The following is a 1,251-nucleotide window of genomic DNA, read 5'->3' as shown; positions in this document are numbered from 1 at the left end:
TTCCCCGTGCGGGCTCACAGGGTCATTGCAACAACAGTCCGTTGATCAGCTCTGAGGGGCGAGCGTAGTCAAGGCGCTTGCGGGGGCGGTCGTTGAACTGGTCTTGGACCCAGGCGAGGTCTTCTTTGGAGTGAACCGAGAGGTCGGTGCCTTTGGGGAAGTACTGGCGCAGCAGGCCGTTGGTGTTCTCGTTGGTCGCGCGCTGCCACGGGGAGTGGGGGTCGCAGAAGTAGACCCGTAGTCCGGTGATCTGGGCGATCTGCTGGTGCCGGGAGAGCTCCTTGCCCTGGTCCCAGGTCAGGGTCTTGCGCAGTCGAGCCGGCAACGCGGTCATGGCCTCGGTGATCGCTGCGGTGACCTGCTCGGCGCCATGACCATCGGGTAGGTGCAGCAGCATCGTGTAGCCGGTGACGCGTTCGACCAGGGTCCCGATCGCGGAGGCGTTGTTCTTCCCCGTGATCAGATCGCCCTCCCAGTGACCAGGAACCCGCCGCTCAGCGACCTCTTCCTCACGTTCCACGATGTTGACCATGTCCGGGATCCGTCCCCGCCCGTCCTCGCGACGCTGACGGGTCTCGACACGGGTGATGCGCCGGGCACGGCCGCTGCGCAGACACGAGGTGAGCTCAGCGCGCAGCGCGCCACGGCCCTGCACGAACAGCTCGCGGTAGATCGTCTCGTGGTGCACCTGCATCTCCGGGTCGTGAGGGAACTCTCGACGTAACCCTCCCGCGATCTGCTCTGGAGACAACAACGCCACCAGATCGGCTGCGACCCGCGCCCGCAGCACTGCGTTGCCCTCGAGCTTGGTGGCCTTGGGACGTCGCGCACGGTCCTCAGCACGCACCTGAGCCAGATCAGCGCGGTAACCCGCACGCCCCGCGCGTCCACCGACCTCACGACTGATCGTCGAGGGTGAGCGGCCCACCGCGACAGCGATCACCGCGAAGCTCCACCCCGCCCGGCAACCGTTCTCGATCACACGACGCTCACCCAGACTCAACCGGAAACCTGTCGGGCACGAGGCACGTTCCATCACCCCGCCAGCCTTCACGATCCAGCGCCGCCCCGCAGAGTCCGAGGCCCCCACCGCCACGGCCGCATCCGAAGGCCCCGCCCCCGCACGCAACCCCTCCCAGAACCCCCGCCTGACCTCCCGCGAGACCCGCACACCACGCGCCACCAGCTCCACCCCTCACACCAGGTGTTGCGATGACCCCACGAATCCGCCCCGGATATCCGGGGAAACTG

Annotated in this window: 1 protein-coding gene; it reads right to left on the bottom strand. The window is 67.3% G+C overall.

What is annotated here, in order from left to right:
• Window positions 1–22: 22 nt before the first annotated feature.
• Window positions 23–1,183: an IS30 family transposase gene (locus ACZDWJ_RS19705; RefSeq protein ID WP_463523887.1), complete on the bottom strand. Its 1,161-nt coding sequence runs from the start codon at window positions 1,181–1,183 to the stop codon at window positions 23–25.
• Window positions 1,184–1,251 lie beyond the last annotated feature (68 nt).

Source organism: Nocardioides sp. B129/18 (assembly GCF_055282735.1).
This window is presented reverse-complemented; position numbering and strand designations above follow the sequence as displayed.